The 16,333-nt window shown below is 42.2% G+C and carries 15 protein-coding genes and 1 other annotated feature (1 of these 16 cut by a window edge); of the genes, 14 read left to right on the top strand and 1 reads right to left on the bottom strand.

Annotated features, from left to right (window positions below):
- Window positions 1–142 (top strand) — a binding site (T-box leader) (it extends 73 nt beyond the left edge of the window).
- Between the two features lie 102 nt (window positions 143–244).
- The 13 genes from leuS (at window position 245) to BOD01S_RS21040 (ending at window position 13,264) form a co-directional block, all read left to right on the top strand.
- Window positions 245–2,659 carry a leucine--tRNA ligase gene (gene leuS, locus BOD01S_RS21090; RefSeq protein ID WP_036151049.1) on the top strand — a complete coding sequence of 805 codons (2,415 nt, stop codon included), beginning with the start codon at window positions 245–247 and terminating at the stop codon, window positions 2,657–2,659.
- Between the two features lie 541 nt (window positions 2,660–3,200).
- Entirely contained in the window at window positions 3,201–3,980 is a 780-nt protein-coding gene (gene cobA, locus BOD01S_RS21085; RefSeq protein WP_036151052.1) for a uroporphyrinogen-III C-methyltransferase, read from the top strand.
- 13 nt (window positions 3,981–3,993) lie between these two features.
- Window positions 3,994–4,734 carry a sirohydrochlorin chelatase gene (locus BOD01S_RS21080; RefSeq protein ID WP_036151054.1) on the top strand — a complete coding sequence of 247 codons (741 nt, stop codon included), beginning with the start codon at window positions 3,994–3,996 and terminating at the stop codon, window positions 4,732–4,734.
- Window positions 4,731–4,877, top strand: coding sequence for a YezD family protein (locus BOD01S_RS22740; protein WP_081977865.1), 147 nt, complete (start codon window positions 4,731–4,733; stop codon window positions 4,875–4,877). The genes BOD01S_RS21080 and BOD01S_RS22740 overlap by 4 nt, the downstream gene beginning before the upstream one ends.
- Window positions 4,878–4,898: 21 nt before the next feature.
- Window positions 4,899–6,674: an assimilatory sulfite reductase (NADPH) flavoprotein subunit gene (locus tag BOD01S_RS21075; RefSeq protein ID WP_036151055.1), complete on the top strand. Its 1,776-nt coding sequence runs from the start codon at window positions 4,899–4,901 to the stop codon at window positions 6,672–6,674.
- A 12-nt stretch (window positions 6,675–6,686) separates the two neighbouring features.
- Window positions 6,687–8,408, top strand: a complete 1,722-nt coding sequence (gene cysI, locus BOD01S_RS21070) for an assimilatory sulfite reductase (NADPH) hemoprotein subunit (protein ID WP_036151056.1) — start codon at window positions 6,687–6,689, stop codon at window positions 8,406–8,408.
- A 9-nt stretch (window positions 8,409–8,417) separates the two neighbouring features.
- Window positions 8,418–9,026, top strand: coding sequence for an NAD(P)-binding protein (locus tag BOD01S_RS21065; protein WP_036151058.1), 609 nt, complete (start codon window positions 8,418–8,420; stop codon window positions 9,024–9,026).
- A gap of 83 nt (window positions 9,027–9,109) precedes the next feature.
- Window positions 9,110–9,280: a hypothetical protein gene (locus BOD01S_RS23455; RefSeq protein ID WP_169745601.1), complete on the top strand. Its 171-nt coding sequence runs from the start codon at window positions 9,110–9,112 to the stop codon at window positions 9,278–9,280.
- A 135-nt stretch (window positions 9,281–9,415) separates the two neighbouring features.
- The gene (locus tag BOD01S_RS21060; protein WP_233153191.1) at window positions 9,416–9,934 is read left to right on the top strand and encodes a sigma-70 family RNA polymerase sigma factor; all 519 of its coding nucleotides are present in this window, start codon (window positions 9,416–9,418) and stop codon (window positions 9,932–9,934) included.
- Window positions 9,927–10,865: a hypothetical protein gene (locus tag BOD01S_RS21055; protein ID WP_036151060.1), complete on the top strand. Its 939-nt coding sequence runs from the start codon at window positions 9,927–9,929 to the stop codon at window positions 10,863–10,865. The genes BOD01S_RS21060 and BOD01S_RS21055 overlap by 8 nt, the downstream gene beginning before the upstream one ends.
- A gap of 145 nt (window positions 10,866–11,010) precedes the next feature.
- Window positions 11,011–11,460, top strand: a complete 450-nt coding sequence (locus BOD01S_RS21050; protein ID WP_036151061.1) for a CoxG family protein — start codon at window positions 11,011–11,013, stop codon at window positions 11,458–11,460.
- Between the two features lie 105 nt (window positions 11,461–11,565).
- Entirely contained in the window at window positions 11,566–12,081 is a 516-nt protein-coding gene (locus BOD01S_RS21045; RefSeq protein ID WP_052124701.1) for a sigma-70 family RNA polymerase sigma factor, read from the top strand.
- Window position 12,082: 1 nt separating this feature from the next.
- Window positions 12,083–13,264 (top strand): hypothetical protein, encoded by a 1,182-nt coding sequence (locus tag BOD01S_RS21040; RefSeq protein ID WP_036151065.1) that lies wholly within the window; start codon window positions 12,083–12,085, stop codon window positions 13,262–13,264.
- 37 nt (window positions 13,265–13,301) lie between these two features.
- Here BOD01S_RS21040 and BOD01S_RS21035 read toward each other — a convergent pair whose 3' ends face one another.
- Window positions 13,302–14,561, bottom strand: coding sequence for a BaiN/RdsA family NAD(P)/FAD-dependent oxidoreductase (locus BOD01S_RS21035; RefSeq protein ID WP_036151067.1), 1,260 nt, complete (start codon window positions 14,559–14,561; stop codon window positions 13,302–13,304).
- Window positions 14,562–14,710: 149 nt separating this feature from the next.
- Between BOD01S_RS21035 and BOD01S_RS21030 the strand changes: the two genes are divergently transcribed.
- Window positions 14,711–16,324, top strand: coding sequence for a putative polysaccharide biosynthesis protein (locus tag BOD01S_RS21030; RefSeq protein WP_036151071.1), 1,614 nt, complete (start codon window positions 14,711–14,713; stop codon window positions 16,322–16,324).
- Window positions 16,325–16,333 lie beyond the last annotated feature (9 nt).

Raw genomic sequence — 16,333 nt, 5'->3', positions numbered from 1 at the left:
GAACAGACTGAACTCGCCTCGGAGTATGCTTTTGGTGAAAATAGTAGCCGGAAGCCGTGTTTTCGCGTTAAGAAATCTAAGCTGAGTGCTGTGTCACTAATGTGGGTGGTACCGCGGGAGTTGAAATCCTCTCGTCCCTTTCTATTACGAAAAGGGGCGAGTTTTTTTGTTTTTTAAAAATTCCGTCAATTCTGCTTAAATATGTGAAAACAGGTCGACAATGAAACTTTAAGGAGGAAATACCATGAGCTTCAATCACCAGGAAATCGAAAAAAAATGGCAGAATTATTGGGCCGAAAACAACACGTTTAAAACAGGAGATGACGAGTCAAAACCTAAATTTTATGCGCTGGATATGTTTCCTTACCCGTCAGGTGCAGGTCTGCATGTAGGGCATCCGGAAGGCTATACGGCAACCGATATTTTATCCCGCTACAAGCGCATGCAAGGGTTTAATGTTCTTCATCCGATGGGATGGGATGCATTTGGTCTTCCGGCAGAACAGTATGCTTTAGATACAGGGAACGACCCGGCTGAGTTTACAGAGAAAAATATTGCGACGTTTAAGCGTCAAATCCAGGAACTTGGCTTCTCCTACGACTGGGAGCGGGAAATCAATACAACAGACCCGAAATACTACAAATGGACACAATGGATTTTTACAAAATTAGTAGATATGGGCTTGGCGTATGTAGACGAAATCCCTGTAAACTGGTGCCCGGCATTAGGTACAGTGCTGGCAAATGAAGAAGTGATTGATGGCAAATCAGAGCGTGGCGGCCACCCGGTAGAGCGCCGTCCAATGAAGCAATGGATGCTGAAGATTACAGCATATGCCGACCGTCTGCTTGATGATCTGGAAGAGTTGGATTGGCCAGAATCCCTTAAAGATATGCAGCGCAACTGGATCGGCCGTTCTGAAGGAGCACAGGTGAAATTTACTGTTGATGGCACTGATGCGTCATTTGAAGTATTCACTACACGTCCGGATACATTATTCGGTGCGACATACTGCGTTCTTGCACCGGAGCACAAATTAGTAGCCGACATTACAACACCAGAGCAAAATGCTGCAGTGGAAGCATACTTGGAGAAAGTAAAGCTGAAATCAGATTTAGAGCGCACAGATTTAGCAAAAGAAAAAACAGGTGTTTTCACAGGCGCATATGCGGTTAATCCAATCAACGGAGAAAAAATGCCAATCTGGATTGCTGATTATGTTCTTGCAACATATGGCACAGGAGCGATCATGGCAGTGCCGGCGCACGATGAGCGCGACTATGAGTTTGCAAAGGAATTCGGCTTAAATATTAAGCCTGTTCTTGAAGGCGGCGACATTGAGAAAGAAGCATTCGTTGGAGATGGAGCGCATATTAACTCTGATTTCCTAGATGGCTTAAATAAAGAAGACGGTATCAAGGCAGCAATTGAATGGTTGGAGGAAAATGGTGTAGGGGAGAAGAAGATTTCCTATCGTCTACGTGACTGGCTGTTCTCTCGCCAACGCTATTGGGGGGAGCCAATCCCAGTAATCCATTGGGAAGATGGCACAATGACGACAGTGCCGGAAGACCAGCTGCCATTGGAGTTGCCGAAGACGTCCGATATTCATCCATCCGGTACAGGGGAATCACCGCTTGCCAATATCGATGAGTGGGTGAATGTAGTGGACCCAGAAACAGGGAAAAAAGGTCGACGCGAGACGAATACAATGCCGCAATGGGCAGGTTCCAGCTGGTACTTCATTCGCTACATCGATCCGCATAACGAGGAAGCAATCGCTGATCAGGAATTATTGAAACGCTGGCTGCCTGTAGATATTTATATTGGCGGGGCAGAGCATGCAGTACTTCACCTGCTATATGCGCGCTTCTGGCATAAAGTACTTTACGATTTAGGCGTAGTGCCGACGAAAGAGCCATTCCAAAAGCTATTCAACCAAGGAATGATTCTAGGCGAAGGCAATGAAAAAATGTCTAAATCAAAAGGGAATGTTGTAAACCCTGATGAAATTGTTGCCTCTCATGGTGCTGATACACTGCGTTTATATGAAATGTTCATGGGACCGCTTGAAGCTTCTGTAGCTTGGTCTACAAACGGATTAGACGGCGCTCGCCGCTTCCTGGATCGTGTTTGGCGCCTGTTCGTAACAGAAGAGGGCACGCTAGCCGAAAAGGTTCAGCAATCAGAAGATAAAACATTGGAGAAATCCTACCACCAGACAGTGAAAAAAGTAACGGAAGATATTGAAGGCATTCGTTTCAACACGGCTATTTCACAAATGATGGTATTTATAAATGATTGCTATAAAGCAGAGGTTGTACCGACACAATTTGCTGAAGGATTTGTGAAGCTTCTTGCCCCGATTACACCGCACGTAGCAGAAGAGCTATGGAATGTCTTGGGCCATGAAGGAACAATTACGTATGAGGCGTGGCCGACATACGATGAATCAAAGCTTGTAGATGATGAAGTAGAAGTTGTTGTACAAGTGAATGGCAAAGTCCGTGCCAAAGTAAAAGTAGCAAAAGATGCTTCGAAGGAAGAACTGGAGCAAATTGCTGTTAATGATGAAAAAGTAAAAGAATTTATGGATGGAAAAGAATTAGTGAAGCTAATCGCTATTCCAGGTAAATTGGTAAACATTGTAGTGAAATAAACATACATTATATAGAAAAAAGCTGCGTATGGAGAGAAATCTTCATACGCAGTTTTTTTATAAAAAAAGAAGCTATTGATGAATGAAGAACTTTTTTGAAATGTAAAAAAACTTTTAAAACATAGTTGACTAATAGGTATTATATGTTTATAGTGGTTTTAATATTTCCTTCTACATTCTAGGGTATAGCCATTAGGAGTTGAAATAACATAGAAAGGGAACGGCGGATCTGCGATCATGAGGAAAAGCTGGAAAGTCGGCTTGCGCTATTTAAAGTTTCCCTGCCTATAAAAGATGTATAAACGAGCTCAAAAAAAAAGAAATCTACACTTTAGCAAGTCATCTTACTAAATAAAAAGTGCTATTTTCATATAAATAAGATGACGAACTTTTGAGATGAAGAAATGTCCGGCATTTACACAAAATAAACAGAATAATGCGATTATATATGGTGCAAGCATCATGGAGAAATGCCATTTAGTGCTTGTCATACTAAAAGAGTAAAAGTGTTTTTCTTAACATATATGAAGGAGGAGCTGTGATGGGGAAAGTATATATTGTAGGAGCTGGACCCGGTGATCCAGATCTGATTACTGTCAAAGGACTGCGGGCGATTAAGGAAGCTGATGTCATTTTGTATGACCGCCTGATTAATAAAGAGCTTCTTACTTATGCAAAGCCGGATGCTGAACTGATTTTTGTTGGAAAAATGCCGAATTATCATGGGGTCATACAGGATCGCATTAACACATTGCTTGTACAGCATGGAAAAAAAGGCAAGGTAGTGGCACGTCTAAAAGGGGGAGACCCGTTTGTATTTGGCCGGGGGGCAGAAGAAGCGGAAGTGCTGGCTGAAGCGGGAATTCCATTTGAAATTGTCCCGGGTATTACCTCTGGAATCGCTGCACCAGCTTATGCAGGCATACCTGTCACACATCGTGATTACGGTTCAAGCTTTGCCATCGTAACGGGTCATATGCGCGAAGGGAAGGATGACTCTATTAAATGGGAAAGTTTAGCGACAGGAATTGATACGCTGGCTATTTATATGGGAGTAGGAAATCTCCCGTATATTTGCCAGCAGTTAACGAAGCATGGAAAATCGGGAGATACACCTGTAGCCCTTATCCATTGGGGGACTACGGATGTGCAAAAAACAGTAACGGGAACACTAAATACGATTGTGGAGCTTGTACAACAGGAAAACATAGAAAATCCAAGCATGATTATTGTCGGTGAGGTTGTGAAAGTAAGGGGGAAAATCCAGTGGTTTGAAAAAGAACAATATTTACAAAAGCTGCGTCAGGAAATTTCAGTGTAAGTAGGTGTCATCAATGCAAGCAGTATTATATGTCGCACATGGAAGCCGCGTGAGGGAAGGTGTTAATGAAGCCCTTGCCTTTATTAAGGGAGTAATACCACATATTAATGCACAGATTCAGCAAGAGAGCTTTCTAGAGCTGGCAGAGCCGACAATTATGCAGGGCGTCGCTGCATGTGTAGAACAAGGCGCGACAGAAATTGCTGTAGCACCTATCTTGTTGTTAACGGCAAATCATTTGAACGAAGATATTCCCCGGGAGATTCAAGAAGCTAAAAGAAAGTTCCCGGAAGTAACGTTTTCCATCGGTCAGGCACTAGGAATTGATGACAGGCTGGTGAATGTACTTGAGCAAAGACTAAATGAATCAGGCGAGAGTTATACAGGAGCCAATGTTCTACTAGTTGGCAGGGGAAGCAGCGACCCTGCGGTAAAAAGGGATTTGACCCAGATTGGGGGCTTACTTCAGAAAAAGGCAGGGCTGAATAAAGTATCGACCTGTTTTCTATATGGAAAAGGCGTTTCTTTTGAGGATGCTCTGCAACAGCTGGTAACAGAAGATAAAAAAACATTTATTATACCCTATTTACTATTTACAGGTTTATTAAAACAGCATATCAGAGAGAAAATTGCTAATATTCAGAATTTTAATCAAGCTGTTCATTTATGTGATTGTCTGGGGTATGACGAGCAGGTCCAACATGTCTTTATCAATCGAATCACACAGTTGATGAAAAGGGGAGATGAGCAATGAGTACACGTAAAGACAACCTTGAAACAGCATTGGAAAATGTGAAGAAGATAGTTAGTTCCATGAAATATGGCTCTGTTACACTCATTATCCAGGATAACTATATTGTACAGATAGAGAAAAACGAAAAAATTCGTTTGAAATAATTTGAATGAGGGGCGAACAAATTGACACTACAAGTAATTAATAGTCCGTTTACTGAAAAACAAGTAAAAGTTTTAAATGAGTTATTACCACATTTAACAACTCAGCAAAAAATTTGGCTGACAGGCTATTTAACAGCCACATCGGCAGAAGAGCCGGCTGCAGGGCGGGAGCCGGTTCAAGCTCCTCAGCAAATAAAGGAAATCACAATTCTTTTTGCTTCGCAAACAGGGAACAGCGAAAAGGTAGCAAAAAAACTCGGCAAAGCATTAGAAGATCCTAATCATCAAGTAACGATTACATCGATGGCTGATTATAAGGTGAACAATTTAAAAAAATTGGATCATTTATTTATCATAGCAAGCACACACGGCGAAGGTGAGCCGCCTGATAATGCAATCAGCTTTTATGATTACTTACATAGCAAACGGGCTCCGAAGCTTGATGGCGTAAAATATGCTGTACTCTCTTTAGGAGATAGCTCCTATGAATTTTTCTGTAAGACAGGGATTGATTTTGATGAGCGGTTAGCGGAACTTGGAGCGACGAGCATCGTACCACGTGTAGACTGTGATGTGGATTTTGAAACAGATGCAGCCGGGTGGATCCAGCAGGTAAAAGATACATTGGCAATAAGCACTTCGGCTTCTCCAGCAGTTCAGAACGTCCAAGTGCCGGCTGGGACGGCTGAGTATTCAAGAAGTAATCCCTTCTATGCAGAAGTACTTGAAAAGATCAACCTGAACGGCCGTGGCTCTAATAAGGAAACCCTTCACTTAGAGTTATCACTTGAAGGTTCCGGGCTTACTTATACACCAGGAGACGTATTAGCAATTGTACCGGAAAATAGCGATCACCTTATTGCCTTGCTATTAACCGCGCTGGGCTTTGATGGCACACAAAAGGTAACGGTAGATGGCACGGAGACAGCATTGCAGGATGTTTTAAAGAATCTTGATATTACAGCATTATCAAAAACACTGTTAAATAAGTTAGCCCCTTTTACACAAAACGCAGAATTAGCGGCGCTTATTGATAATCGGGATGCATTGAATGCGTATGTGTATGGCCGGGATGTTATTGATATTGTTGAAACATATGGTCCATGGACTTGGACTCCGCAGCAATTCATCGAGCAATTGCGTAAAATCCCGGCACGTGAATATTCCATTTCAAGCAGCTATACTGCTTACCCGGAAGAGGTCCATCTGACAATCGGCAAAGTATTTCATGAAACTGCCGGTCGTTACCGTGAAGGTATTGTTTCGGGGAATATTGCATCAAATGTGGAAATCGGTGACAAATTGGCCGTCTATATTAAACAAAACCCGAATTTTAAATTACCAGCCGATACTAGGCCAATCATTATGATCGGTGCCGGAACAGGAATTGCACCATTCCGTTCCTTCCTGCAAGAACGGGAAGAGCAGGGAACAGAGGGGAAAAGCTGGCTGTTTTTCGGTGACCAGCATTTCGTCACGGACTTCTTGTATCAAGTAGAATGGCAGCGCTGGCTGAAAGAAGGGACATTAACTAACATGAATATTGCCTTTTCCCGTGATCAGCAGGAAAAGATTTATGTGCAGCATCGATTGCTTGAGAATGCCAAAGAAGTATTCGAATGGATCGAGCAAGGGGCTAACATCTACTTATGCGGTGATGAAAAGACGCTGGGACATAGTGTAAACGAGGCGCTAATTACAATTTTTGAACAGCAGAAACAAATATCACGCGATGAGGCGGCCGATTATTTAAAGGAATTACAAAAACAGCAGCGTTATCAACGTGACGTGTATTAAGGGGGAAGTAAAATGACAGACAAAATCGTACTGCCACCACAGGAAGGGCCATTTAGTGATGTAGAGAGAATTAAAGAAGAAAGCAATTATCTACGTGGAACGCTTGAAGAAACTATGAAATATCCAATCAGTTCAGGTATTCCGGATGATGATAACCGTCTTATGAAATTCCACGGAAGTTATTTGCAGGATGACCGTGATCTGCGTAACGAACGCGCCAAGCAAAAGCTTGAATCGGCTTATCAATTCATGGTACGTGTACGTACACCAGGTGGCGTAGCAACACCGGAACAATGGCTGACAATGGACCAATTATCTGATGAAGTCGGGAACGGTACACTGAAATTGACAACGCGTCAGGCATTTCAGCTGCACGGAATTTTAAAATGGAATGTCAAAAGCTTTATGCAAGGCATCAATGAAGTACTGCTTGATTCACTGGCTGCATGCGGGGACGTAAACCGGAATGTAATGTGTAATGCCAACCCTTATCAATCAAAGCTTCATGCCGAAGTTTTCGATTGGTCAGCAAAATTAAGTGAGCATCTCCTGCCGCGCACAACGGCTTATCACGAGCTATGGCTGAACGGTGAAAAAGTAGTAGATACGCAGGAAAAGGAGATCGAACCGATTTATGGGTCATTGTATCTTCCGCGTAAATTTAAAATCGGTATTGCAATTCCACCTCATAATGATGCGGATATTTATTCACAGGATATCGGATTTATTGCGATCGTGGAAGATGGCAAGCTGGCAGGCTTCAATATACTCGTTGGCGGCGGAATGGGTATGACGCATGGTGATGATGCGACATATCCGCAGCTTGGTCGTTTGCTTGGCTTTATCACACCAGATAAACTGCTTGAAACAGCTGAAAAAATCATGACGATTCAGCGCGATTATGGAAATCGGAAAGAGCGTAAAAACGCGCGCTTTAAATATACAATTGATAAATACGGTCTTGATTGGTTCAAAGAAGAGCTGCACCGCCGTCTAGGCTGGAAAGTACAGGATGCCCGTCCATTCCAATTTGACCACACAGGTGATCGTTATGGATGGATTCAAGGTGAGGACGGCAATTGGCATTATACATTGTTTATCCAAAACGGGCGTGTTAAAGATTTCGAAGGCTATCCATTAAAAACAGGCCTGCGTGAAATTGCAAAGGTGCATACAGGAGAGTTTCGATTGACAGGTAACCAGAACCTTGTAATCGGCAACGTATCACCGCAAAAAAAGGAAAAAATTGATGAGTTAATCAAACAGTACAATATTACGGCAGGCGAGTTCTACTCGGCTCTGCGCCGTAATTCGATTGCGTGTGTGTCATTGCCGACATGCGGCCTGGCAATGGCAGAGGCAGAGCGCTATTTGCCTTCATTAATCGATAAAATTGAAGTGATTCTAGATGAGGTCGGCCTGCGTGATGAAGAAATTGTCATTCGTATGAGCGGATGTCCAAATGGCTGCTCCCGTGCAGCCATGGGGGAAATCGGTTTTATCGGTAAAGGTCCAGGCAAGTACAATATGTACCTGGGCGGCGGCTTTACAGGAGATCGTTTAAATAAAATATACCGTGAAAACATCGGGGAAGAGGAAATCTTAAAAGAGCTCCGTCCAATACTGACACGCTACGCAGCGGAGCGTTTAGAAGGAGAGCGCTTTGGTGACTTTGTCATCCGGACAGGGTATGTAAAGGCTACAACAGACGGTACAAACTTCCATACAGTCTAGGAGAAAGTTATGCTCCCTATAACAATCAATCTTAAAAAGCGTAAGTGTATTATCGTGGGCGGTGGAAAAATTGCCTATCGAAGAACGAAAACACTGCTGGCGGAAGGAGCGCATCTTGTTGTTATCAGTCCGGAACTGCTTCCGGAGTTAGCTGTACTTGTTGAGAAAAAACGGGTAGACTGGTTACCACGCACGTTTGAAAAACAGGATACCCGTGATGCGTTTTTAGTTGTTGCAGCAACGAATAAACGTGAGGTGAATGCAGCTGTGGCACAAAGCTGCAGCCCTAATCAATTGATTAATATTGCAGACGATCCGGAAAATAGTTCATTCTATTTTCCGGCAGTCGGCAGGCGCGGGCTGCTGTCAGTTGCTGTAGGGACAGACGGGGCAAGCCCGATCCTTGCTAAAAATATTCGGAATGAGATCATGTCACAATTTGATGAAACATATGAATTATATTTCGCCTTTGTGAAAATTTCCCGGGAAAAGATACTACATCTGCAAATTGAGGAAACAGAAAAACGGCAATTATTGACGGAAATTGTAGATAAAAAATATTTAGATATCCGGCTGCAGAGAGCCTTTTTGGAGCAGCTGAAGAAAAAACAACGGTAGGGAATCATGACGGTTCCCCTGCCGTTTTTTATTTCTTATTTTTCATGTAAGCTATACATAACTATAACTAGAGGAGTAAACCGATGATTTATTATGAAGCAAACTGCATGTATTGTAAAAAGCCGTTTAAATTGCTTGAAGGTACAAGGAAATACCAACAGTACAAACAGAACAGAAACGGGAAGTTTGCCTGCGATGGTTGTGAACGGCGCATTGAGGCAGATGCGCGGAAGTATTTGTTTGACCGTGATTAGAGATGCGTCCTGTTTGTAACTATTTGTCTGGTTCCGTTAACGTAACGGAACCAGACGTTTTTTATGGATTTTATATTTATTTGGGGAAATGAAACCGATATGTAAAAAAATGCGACTATAAGATAAAGGGGTGAAATGATGAACAGCAAGCTGCAGGAAGCAATGGAACAATACGGTGAATACTGTATCCGTGTTGCCTATTTATATGTAAAGGAGTGGACGGCTGCCGAAGAAATTGTGCAGGATGTCTTTTTGGCCTACCATTTCCAGCAAGAGCGTTTTAGGAATGATTCATCCTTGAAAACATATTTAGTGAAAATAACGATACATAAAAGCTATGACTATCTGCGTAGCTGGAGTGCAAAAAAGCGTCAGTTCGTCGAATCGTTTCACCTTAGGACTGCAGAACGTTCCAGCGAGTATTTGGTCATGATAGAAAATGAGCGGCAAATACTTGTTGATGCATTGTGGAAGCTGCCGTTGAAATATCGGGAAGTATTAATCCTTCATTATTATGATGACTATAAAATAAAAGAAATAGCAGAAATCATAGGAAGTAGTGAAAATACAGTAAAAACAAGAATAAGCCGTGGACGATCAAAATTAAAGGAGCTTTTGGGACCGGAACAGTGGGAGGTGCTGCTGCATGACTAGGTGGAAGGAACAGATTGACCAGGAGATAGGTTCAGAATCGAAATTCACTTTGGCAACAAAAGAGAAAATTATGCAAAAGGCTGCAGCCCATGAGCCAAAAAGGGACTGGAGAGCGGGAATGGCCATTGCAGGAATTCTCTTCATCGCATTACTGCTTGTTTTAAGTAGTCCTTATGGGCATGAACAGCAAATTCAGCCAGGTAAAGATCTGGAGCAGGTACTCGAGGAGACGGAAGTGAAAGAGTTTTTTATTAGCGGTCTACCATTCAATGAAGAAAAATTCACTGCAAAGGATTCGGAATTTTATATCGGAAATAAAAAATATGATAAACAAGAAGATGTACAATTCATACAGTCACTCCTTAAGAGTGTAAGCGTCTATGAAGGGGATGAATTTTCTGAAGGAAAAGATATTCTTATAAATATGGAAAACGGTGATCAGCTGAAACTGAAATTATATCCTTACGATTCATTGACTAATATGGGTTTGAAGGATATGGAAACCGGTTTATTTTATACAGTAACAAATGATGATATATGGAAATTTTATTTTGATTATCGGCCAAAGTTTGTTAATATAGCAGGTTTGTATATTTTAGCAATTCTATTAGCAGGTCTTAAATTATTCGTGGAACGTTCTTTACTAAAACGTAATAACCTTCAAAAGAGAAGAAAGCGATTTATGAATAAAAGGCATATGATTATAATGGTGATTCTAACTGTCTCCATCTTGTGTACTGGAGCAAGTATTCTCTTGACAGGATGGATGGCTGTTCATAAAGGTGGTATTTTAGCTGGGCTGCTGTTGATTCCGAGTGTTAACTATGCATTTGAAAGAAAATATGAATTGAATCCAACTTATCGGAAAATCGACCTTTTTCACTACTTGGCTACGGCGGGTATAACAGCTTTAATGATTTTATGGCTATAGAAATGTAGGTATAAAATAGTATAGGTCGTATCTCAAAACTACTGAACTTTAAAGTATGAAAGGCGAAAATAACTATTTTCGAATCGAAGGTTTTTAGGTAAACTGTAGGTGAAGTGAAAGAAAATAGTAGAAAGTTGGCATAAAAATGGCACAAGCATCACACACAGTAACCGTTCCGACGAATATTGAAAACGTATGGGAATTCGTAAGTAAAATTGAACAATGGGCTACACTCGTACCGGCATATAAAGAGCATGAGCAGATTGACGAAACAAAATCGATCTGGACATTTGAAGGAAGCATGAAAGGTCTGAAAAAGACGGTGAAAATGGAGCTGGTTATTATCGAATTTAATGGACCGAATAACATTAAATTCACGCTAAAAGGCCTGACAGATAACTTTACAGGCAGCGGCCAGTTCCAAGCGGAGGAAACAGCAGGCGGCACAGAAATGACAGGAACAGTGGAAGTGAACGCCGGCGGGATTTCCGGTGCTGTCCTAACACCGATGATTAAAATGGTGCTGCCGAAAGTAACGACACGCCTTACTGAAAAAATTGCACGTACAATCCAAAGTACAGTCCCAACGGCATAAATGAGAAGGAACTTGGTCCAAACCGGGCCAAGTTTTTTTTATCTAAGTGAAACTTTTTGTAGATAAGTTCTGTCTAACGGCTAGCTAGAAAAAAGGAGGGAGATTGTGGAATCTGAGGAGCGAGAACAGAGATTAATAGAAACGATGGATCTGTACGGTGATGATATCGTAAAGCTTTGCTATACATATGTACGAAATTGGCAGACAGCCGAGGATTTAACGCAGGAGAGCTTTCTCAAGTTTTTTCGTTCCCTGCATACATTTCGTGGGGAAGCAAGCGTTAAGACATACTTATACCGTATCGCGATCAATGTCTGCCATGATTACTTATCAAGCTGGAAATATAAAAAAGTGACGATAACCAATGCTTTTCATAAAATTTTGCGTACGGAAAGGTCGACAGAACAGGTCGTCATGGAGCTGGATGATTCAAAAAGGCTTGTGCTGGCAATCGAGCAGCTGCCTCCAAAATATAAGGATGTTATTATCGTTTTTCATTTTGGTGAAATGTCACTGGAGGAAACAGGGAGTATTTTAAAGCTGCCGATTAATACCGTAAAGACAAGGTTAAGGAGAGCAAGACAAATGCTGGGGATATCTTTACAGGAGGGAGTGGAGTAGTATGGATCCGATTCGTAAAGCATTGAATGAGGTGTATGATGAAAAGCATTTTTCCATTCATAAAAAGCAGGATACAGTGAAGCTGGCGAGAAATGTCAACAGGAAAAAGAGGGGAGCTGCTGTAACTGTAGCAGTGACAGTTATGGCGGCGATTATGTTATTTCTTTTAGTCCAACCAGCCGAACAGCATGTTTCCGTCAGTACAGAGAAGGCTCCTGAAACAGTGGAAGAAGCATACATGGAACGGTTCGCTGCTGCTATGGTGACGGATGATAAAGAGGCGGTAATGACGTACTTATCAGAAAGTGATTGGTTGCTGCAGTGTGCTATTGAAAGTGGGGATAGCGCCTTTTACCGTTCACCGGAGCTGACAGCAAAGGAGCGGAAAAACTTATCCGCACTGCTGTATTATATGTATTTATGGAGAATAGAAGTATGGGGAGCAAAGCCGCCTATTCCCAACGTAGCAAGCTTTGATGAACTTCGCAGGCAGTCTGCTTCATTTGTGGAAACTTATGAAGAGTTTTTTCCTGATAAGCCTTTCATCTCAAGTAAAGAGGAGCATGGCTTGCTTTCAAATACGTATTTCGGCACGATGTCAAAGAACAATCAATGGGGTTTAATAGGAATGATGGCCATATTCGGTATACTTTTCATCCTCAATATCAAAGTGAGGGGCAATCTTTTTTTCAAGGCAATTCCACTAGTTATTATTTGCATATGTTTAGTGCCGTTCGTTATGCCTGCTGCGGAAAAATACGCCTATGATGAAACATCCATTATGGAGGCTGTTTTAAATGAAGAGGAACTGAAAGGGGCACATTTGACGGATGCCGCCACTTTTGGGGACAACCGTTATGCCCTAATCACGACAGCAGAAGGAATTCATTATTTTGCCCATTTCTTAAAAAATGAGAACGGTTACGTCTTGTGGTACACGAAAACAGGGAAAGAATATATGATGGATGCTTCACAACCTCAGTGGAGACGCCAGGTTGTCGCTGTTCATGAAGGACATGATATGTCGAAAATTGAACTGGTGGGAGAGTACGAAAGTGAAGGGACAGTTATTCCTGTGGATTTAGAGGCAGGCAAACCGACGATACGTGCTATTGTGAAGCCGGAATTCTTCAAGTCGTTTCATTATGAATACTATAATGCCAACGGAGAGAAAATGTATTGAAAAAGAGCGGCTTGCTGTCATAGGCAAGCCGCTCTTTTTAATTAGTAAACGCACCAGCACTCATCCCGGCAATTCGGCCTGTTACAAGGGCAGAGGTAATATTATAGCCGCCTGTATAACCGTGGATATCAAGTATTTCTCCACAGAAATAGAGACCTTTTTTCATTTTGGAAGCCATTGTTTTTGGGTCGATTTCCTTCACGGAAACGCCTCCCCCAGTAACAAAAGCTTTTTCGATTGATTGCGTCCCGTGCACATCCATTGTAAAGCCGACGAGTTCCCGTGCGAATGCCCGTAGCTTTTCCTGAGAGAGCTCAATGCCTGTCAAGGAGGTATCGATGCCTGCCCGTTTCAATAAGAAGAGCAGCCATCGTTCTGGAACAAGAGATTTCCATAAGTTTTTTACAGCCTTTTTAGGCTCAGCCTTAATGGATTTATTCAACATTTGTAAACATGTCTCTTCATTATAATCAACTAACGATTGAATTCGTACTTGGACAGGGGCACCACCATTTTTCTTTCTTTCCTTCACAATAAATTGGCTGCAGCGTAAAATAGCAGGACCGCTCAAGCCGAAGTGTGTAAAGAGCATGTCCATTTGATGGGTAATGATCGGCTTGCCTTTTTTATTCAGCACAGAAACGGCCACATCCCGCAGTGCAAGCCCCTGCAGCTCCCGTGATTGGATAAAGGGTTCCTTTGAAGTGACAGGCACCTCTGTAGGATATAATTCTGTGACCGTATGGCCGGCGCGTTCTGCCCATGGGTAACCATCGCCTGTAGAGCCTGTCTGCGGCACGGCTTTTCCACCGACTGCCACCACAACCGCTTTAGCCCGTATTTCCGTCCCATCTTCTAAGCGGACACCGTAAATTTTCTCATCATCCATCAACAGTTTACTGACAGAAGTGTGAAGACGTACATCCACCTTTAGACGCTTCATTTCATGGATTAAAGCGTCGACCACATCCTGTGCACGGTTGGATACCGGGAACATCCGGCCATGATCCTCTTCTTTTAATTTCACACCTAGACCTTCAAAAAATGCGATAATATTTTCGTTATTATAAATAGTAAATGGGCTATATAAAAAACGGCCATTTCCTGGGATATGCTTGACGATTTCTTCCGCGGACAGACGGTTGGTGACATTGCACCTGCCTCCGCCGGAAATAGCCAGCTTCTTCCCGACTTTTCCTCCTTTTTCTAACAGCATTACTTGTTTATTTTGCTCGGCAGCAGCAATAGCAGCCATCAAGCCAGATGGACCTCCACCGATTACAATTACGTCTATCATAAGTATGGCTCACTTTCCTTGTCGATTTGTGTAATTATTATTATACATGAATAGAAGAAATGAATTGAGTAAATGTGTTCATACATGTAAACTAACAGATGGATTGTTTTTTTACAAAATAGTAACTCCATATAGATTGGAAGGATTTTATGTCTTCATTGATGAAAGGCACGGCCATTTTAACAGTCGGCCTATTTTTATCGAAAGTATTAGGCCTTGTTTATATTTTTCCGTTTTATGCCATAGTGGGAGAGGAAAATATAGGGCTGTACCAATATGCTTATATTCCTTATAACATTATGTTGTCGATTGCTCTTTCGGGACTTCCGCTCGCTGTTTCCAAGTTCGTCTCAAAGTACAATGCACTAGGTGACTATGAAACGGGGAGAAGATTACTTCGTTCTAGTACAAAAATGATGATTTTAACCGGGATTGGCGGATTTTTACTGCTGAATTTACTATCAACCCCAATTGCCCATATTGTTATTAGTGACGATGAGCAAATCTATAGTGTTGGGGAAGTAGCCGACGTGATCCAGTGGGTCAGCTTTGCCTTGCTTGTTGTTCCGTTTATGAGTTTAATCCGCGGATTTTTCCAGGGATACGGCCATTACCTGCCAACTTCTGTATCGCAGCTTATTGAACAGATCGCCCGCATCGTCATTTTGCTGGGAGGCGCCTTCATCGTTATCGTTCTTCTAAAAGGTACGCCGGCAACAGCCATTAATTTTGCTGTATTTGCAGCGTTCATTGGAGCGATCGCCAGTCTTTTTGTGCTGCAGTATTACTGGAAAAAGCACAAGCCGGAGTTTGACAATAAGCTTGCTGTAAGTGTTGCTTCGGAGGAAAGGGTACCGTTGTCGAGTTTGTACAAGGAACTGCTGAAATATTCGATTCCTATCGTCTTTGTCGGGTTGGCTAACCCTTTGTTCCAACTGGTCGACATGCTAACATTTAACAGCACAATGACATCGATTGGTCTTGCAAAAGTGACGGATACATACTTCACGATGCTGAACTTTTTAACCCACAAAATTGTCATTATTCCTGTCATGCTGGCAACAGGCTTTTCAATGGCATTGATTCCGACCATTACAGAATATTATACACTTGGAAAATTAGGCTCCTTACGAAATGCCATGGATAAGACTTATCAAGTACTGCTATTCATCACGGTCCCTGCTACGGTCGGTATCATGATTTTGGCCCCGTATATTTACCAAATTTTATATGAGCAAAGTGAGATGGGGACACGTGTTCTTGTCCATTATGCACCGGTTGCCATTTTGTTCGCACTGTTTACAGTGACAGCTGCACTTCTACAAGGTATCGATTATCAAAAATGGATCGTATTCAGTTTATTGACTGGTGTATTGGTGAAGCTTGTACTGAATATCCCATTGATTAAATGGCTTGAAGTGGACGGAGCAATAGCAGCAACGGCTCTTGGATACGGGGTAACAATTGCTATTAATATTGTCGTCATTCATAAAACATTGAATTACAAATCAACAATGGTGAAGCGCCGAATTTTGCTTATTTTTATTCTATCGGGCATTATGGCAGCAGGCGTTGCCGGAGTGACGGCTTTGTTGAATACTTTCTTAACTGCTGATTCAAAAATGACGGCCCTTATCTACTGTTTAGTAGGTGCGGGTGTTGGAACAGCCATTTACGGGCTTATTTCACTCCGGCTGGGGCTTGCGCAAAAGCTGCTCGGTGCGAAGGTGCTGAAAATTGCCAATAAATTAGGGTTCAAATAGGAGGCTGCG

The organism is Lysinibacillus odysseyi 34hs-1 = NBRC 100172, from assembly GCF_001591965.1.
GTDB lineage: Bacteria > Bacillota > Bacilli > Bacillales_A > Planococcaceae > Lysinibacillus_B > Lysinibacillus_B odysseyi.
The sequence above is the reverse complement of the archived record's forward strand: the minus strand, read 5'-3'. Positions and strand labels throughout refer to the sequence as shown.

Excerpts from the sequence above, each read along its gene's own strand:
- BOD01S_RS23455 (WP_169745601.1), top strand. The coding sequence starts at position 9,110 with ATGATTTATTATGAAGCAAACTGCATGTATTGTAAAAAGCCGTTTAAA.
- BOD01S_RS21080 (WP_036151054.1), top strand. The coding sequence starts at position 3,994 with ATGCAAGCAGTATTATATGTCGCACATGGAAGCCGCGTGAGGGAAGGT.
- BOD01S_RS21030 (WP_036151071.1), top strand. The coding sequence starts at position 14,711 with ATGTCTTCATTGATGAAAGGCACGGCCATTTTAACAGTCGGCCTATTT.
- BOD01S_RS22740 (WP_081977865.1), top strand. The coding sequence starts at position 4,731 with ATGAGTACACGTAAAGACAACCTTGAAACAGCATTGGAAAATGTGAAG.
- BOD01S_RS21065 (WP_036151058.1), top strand. The coding sequence starts at position 8,418 with ATGCTCCCTATAACAATCAATCTTAAAAAGCGTAAGTGTATTATCGTG.
- cysI (WP_036151056.1), top strand. The coding sequence starts at position 6,687 with ATGACAGACAAAATCGTACTGCCACCACAGGAAGGGCCATTTAGTGAT.
- BOD01S_RS21050 (WP_036151061.1), top strand. The coding sequence starts at position 11,011 with ATGGCACAAGCATCACACACAGTAACCGTTCCGACGAATATTGAAAAC.
- BOD01S_RS21060 (WP_233153191.1), top strand. The coding sequence starts at position 9,416 with ATGATGAACAGCAAGCTGCAGGAAGCAATGGAACAATACGGTGAATAC.
- BOD01S_RS21035 (WP_036151067.1), bottom strand. The coding sequence starts at position 14,561 with ATGATAGACGTAATTGTAATCGGTGGAGGTCCATCTGGCTTGATGGCT.
- BOD01S_RS21040 (WP_036151065.1), top strand. The coding sequence starts at position 12,083 with ATGGATCCGATTCGTAAAGCATTGAATGAGGTGTATGATGAAAAGCAT.
- BOD01S_RS21055 (WP_036151060.1), top strand. The coding sequence starts at position 9,927 with ATGACTAGGTGGAAGGAACAGATTGACCAGGAGATAGGTTCAGAATCG.
- leuS (WP_036151049.1), top strand. The coding sequence starts at position 245 with ATGAGCTTCAATCACCAGGAAATCGAAAAAAAATGGCAGAATTATTGG.
- cobA (WP_036151052.1), top strand. The coding sequence starts at position 3,201 with ATGGGGAAAGTATATATTGTAGGAGCTGGACCCGGTGATCCAGATCTG.